Below are 4,336 nucleotides of genomic sequence, written 5' to 3' on the forward strand. Positions count from 1 at the left end.
CGTAGTTGCTCCTACTGTTTGGAAATTAACAAGAGATAACAATGGATGCTCCTTTTCTAACTCCTCAAATACACGCTCAAAAATTGTTGGCGGCATTAATTTATGCGTTTCACTAAATGAATTTACTTCGATTGCTGCATTATAAAATTTCTTTTCTTCATTTGTTAAAACACGCACACCACGAGAGGCCAGCACTTGAGCATCCCAATTCTCATTTTTGGCTTGTTGCGCTTCACTAATTACATCGTTCATCATATCCTGAAAATGTTGCATATTGTTCTCCATATTTGCAACAATACGCGCTGCTACTACCTGTGCATCTCCCGTTTCAAGTGCTTCTTGCACATTAATAATTTGTTGATCTTTATTTTCGATTACTGGACGATCTAAATTTCTAATAGTCATCTTATTCCCTCCTGTTTTTTAAAAAATAAAAAAGCACTGCTTTACGCGCGCTTAAATTTATTAAGTATATTTTGATTTGCGCTTGCTGCTGGTTCATTCTGTTTATTTTTATTTCGGAATTTTTGTAGAACATTATTTTTAAATTCCTCTGGATCTATTACTTCATTATTTTCCACATGTTCATTTACCTTGTGAGCCAATCCAAATTCTACTGCCTCATTTGCGGTAAACCATGTTTCATTCGCAATCATCGTCTCAATTTCTGAACGTTCCCCTTCATAACGAGTCATATAAATATCCGCAAGCGACTTGTCAATTCCTTCAAGAGCATTCAATGTTTTACGAATGTCTAGCTTTGTTCCCCAAGTCCACGTGGAAGCCTCATGAATCATTAACATAGAACCTGTATTCATAATTAGTTCATCTGCTGCCATCGCAATAATAGATGCGGCACTCGCTGCCAACCCATCTACGGTAATGATAACTTGTGCCGAGTGGTTTTTTAGTTGGTTATAAATTGCAATCCCATCAAATACATCCCCACCAGGACTATTCAGATTGATATGAATCACATTTGCGGAAGTAGCTTTTAATATTTTTTCAATATCAACCGCCGATGTGGAGTCACTCCACCATGATTCACCAATATCACCATAAATCGTTATGTCCAGCGAATCAGCTTTTGCTTCTGCCTTAAAGGCATGTTGGACATGAGCTAGATGGTTATATTTTTCATTTTTATAACGTCTCATCCTTTTCACCTCCCTCCAAAGAATTAGCTTCTTGATAGTTTTTCGTTACATGCCTTCTGTCTGCCCATTCTTCATCAATCGGCTCTTTTCCAAGCATCATTATGACGTCATTCATTGTTAGACCACCAATCGCAAATAATTTATCCATTGCGGTTGCCATCTTCGTAATATCAACAATTTTAATTTTTGTTGTATCAATTTTTAAGTATGTTCTTTTCAAATATTCTTCTTTCTTGTACATCTTTCGGTTAAATTCATCTTGTATCAATTCAGCAATTGGATTAACACAGAATGCTAAAAATGAATCCATCTGTTTTTCAATATCAGCCACATCGCCTTTTAAAATGCCGATAGGTACATGAAAAGCCGTTGCTACATAACTAAATATGTCATGGATTAAGTCGCTGATATCACGGCTTGTACTATTATTGGCGACACCATTTTTACTATCGCTCATATCTTCGAAAACATAACCATTTTGCAATTGAAAAGCGGAACCCACTTTATCAGCGTTAAACCAACTCTTTAATTGATTTTCAAACATGTCATTAATCGCTTCTTGCGTTGCTTCATCCTGTGGTCTGATAAATTCTCCCTTAATTAACAGACGTATATTGTTTTTTCTTTTATAATAATCAATGGAGGACGCAAGCAATTTCCCGAAACTACTGTACATGCCCTCTATAACTTGCATGATATTACGATCGTTTAATTTAAAGTGAAAGACTTCTGATTCATAAAATGATTTTTCAAAAGTGAAGTCTTCAATTGTTATGTCATTATATATGTTTTCTTTTAATGCAAACTTAGTCATGTTAAAAGAATCAGCAATATACAATTGTTTATCTTGCATGATTACTACGCACTCATTATTCATCATTAAATGATTAACTAAGCTATGCATAAATTCTGATGCATTTTGATTTTGGTTGGGTTGTACATTCAATAAATAATGGTTTTCACCGCGTTTTTCTTTCCCTTTTTCAAATGTTTGAAATTCACACCGTGTTACTGCGTTCGCAATAAGATCGATGCAACTTTCTACAGCTAGTCTTTTATAGAAATAATCAATTCCTAATTCATAACAGCATGAATCTAACGTAAGAGTCTTGTTACTTCCGAAAAAACCTCGTACCCATTCTCGTAATCCCACATTCTCACCCCCTGTTATACGCTAAATACTTTGAATAATTTTTTAATACTTTCTTTTGTTAAAGCGCTGGATTCTTTTAATTCACTATCGCAATTAAGCGCATGTAAAAAAGCGAAAAAACCATCCGTTTTCCGCTTCTCTTTATCAATCTTTTTATATTCAATATTACCGTTCATCTTCTCTTCCTTATAAACATTCCCTACATACCAACGCATCAATGGATCATCCCCAAAGACAATGGTACGTTTAATAAATATTTCTTCTACCAGTGGAGCTAGTTTACTATGGGTTGCTGGACCACGACGAACAATTTCGACTTCAAATCCTGCCTCTTCCAATACTTCTTTTAAAATAGAGGATCGATATAAATCCATGCTAACTTTTCTAATACGATATTTCTTATTCATCATGACAAACCAATTCAATACATGCTCCGCGCTAATGGATGCATCATACACAACCGTCAGTAACCCTTTTTCCATCGCAAGTGCAAGAATATCCCGATTGATATCTTGCAACTGGGGTGCTGTATGATGCATGAATGTATGCTGCATCCAATACCGTTTCCCATCTTTTTTAAATAGAATGCCGACCGAACAAAAGTCTCTGATTTGTGCAAAATCTACAGCGCCCATACATTCTATTCCCTTCACATTTTCAGGAAATGGCTGATCTGTCGCTAAACGATCTTCATAGGTTGCCACCTCTTTTAACACATCTTCCACTGGAAGGTTCATGCGCTTTGTCATGAATTCCATGCGAAAAGAACTGTTATGCTGCATATCATGATATTCCTGTTTCATTTCATGCTGTAAATTCTCGTTATATGGATAAGAAGGGTTTGCTTTTTCCCACATTTCCTCATGGTCTACTTCTGATTCATGATCTAATTTACAGATAAAAGGAAATAGTGTTGATTGTGGAAGTTCTTTATTCAGCACTTTTTGCGCTTCTTCTTTTAAATCATCTAATACACCACCACGTACACGTCCATCTGTTGTAATATAAAACGTTCGTGGGTCTTTTTTCTTTCCTAATCCCGATGTAAAAACTTTCACACTATCATAATTCTCATATTCATGAATTTCATCAAAAATAACAACACCACTACGCTTACCATCTTTTGTCCGAGCATTTGATGTATTAAATTCTAACTTGGACTTCGTTTTCCGATGTTGAATAAGCATCTTCGATTTGTAGAATACGTTTTTCATCTTCTTAGCAAACTTCGGATGATCTAACACATTGTATACATCTTCAAACGACGTTTTTGCTTGTTTTTCTGATGTTGCTACAATATCTATATCATAATTTCGTATCCCATGATGTCCCGTCATCATATGAAAACAATTGTAAGCAATATAACCGTTCTTTCCGGCTCCACGCCCTAGTAACATAAAAAATCGATTAAACATTAACGAACCATTTTCATATTTGACGCCATAAATAAATGCATTACAAAACCTTTGCCATGTAAATAATTCGAATGGGAAATACTTTTCTGGAACACGAACTGAATTTTCAATTGCTTCTGCATCAATCACGACACCTGGTTGCTCGAGCTTCCAACGTAAAAATTCCATGAGTTGTTTTTGCTCTTTACAAGCTTGAATTTCTCCTTGCTCCACCATTCTCATATAATCATCAATGTATGGATGATAGTTATACATCTTCTTCACCACCCTCTTCCCTTGGTACACTTTCCAAGCCCATTTTCTTAAGCAGCTCTGTCATACTTTTAATCGTCTCACGATATTCTTTTCCGGCAGGGTTAGGTTTCGATCCTTTTTGTCCACCACCGTTGTCCCATGAAACCATTCTTTCTTTTTTCCATTCTCTTTCTAATGCTTTTGCTGCATCCCACATTGCCATGTATTTATCAACAAGATCCATGTATACCGCATTGTCCATTTCTACAATTTCCAATTGTTGTAATAAATCTTCTTTGATTTGCATTTTTTTCGATAGTTTCCGCATAGGTACCCCCCCATTCCATAAAAAAATCAAAATATATTTTTACCGCTCT

The 4,336-nt window shown here is 35.6% G+C and carries 4 protein-coding genes and 1 pseudogene; all 5 read right to left on the reverse strand.

All coding sequences use genetic code 11. From position 1 onward, the window contains the following. A pseudogene (locus ACQGS6_RS23620) lies at positions 1–405 on the reverse strand (phage major capsid protein); the annotation flags it as partial. Between the two features lie 41 nt (positions 406–446). Then, complete coding sequence (locus ACQGS6_RS23625) at positions 447–1,157, reverse strand: head maturation protease, ClpP-related (RefSeq protein ID WP_060852454.1); 711 nt, start codon at positions 1,155–1,157, stop codon at positions 447–449. Continuing rightward, positions 1,144–2,310 (reverse strand): phage portal protein, encoded by a 1,167-nt coding sequence (locus tag ACQGS6_RS23630; RefSeq protein WP_060852455.1) that lies wholly within the window; start codon positions 2,308–2,310, stop codon positions 1,144–1,146. The genes ACQGS6_RS23625 and ACQGS6_RS23630 overlap by 14 nt, the downstream gene beginning before the upstream one ends. Positions 2,311–2,324: 14 nt before the next feature. Then, entirely contained in the window at positions 2,325–3,980 is a 1,656-nt protein-coding gene (locus ACQGS6_RS23635; RefSeq protein WP_060852456.1) for a terminase TerL endonuclease subunit, read from the reverse strand. Then, entirely contained in the window at positions 3,973–4,287 is a 315-nt protein-coding gene (locus ACQGS6_RS23640) for a hypothetical protein (protein WP_060852457.1), read from the reverse strand. The genes ACQGS6_RS23635 and ACQGS6_RS23640 overlap by 8 nt, the downstream gene beginning before the upstream one ends. Positions 4,288–4,336 lie beyond the last annotated feature (49 nt).

The organism is Bacillus sp. GMs2/2 (assembly GCF_050172095.1).
GTDB lineage: Bacteria > Bacillota > Bacilli > Bacillales > Bacillaceae_G > Bacillus_A > Bacillus_A cereus.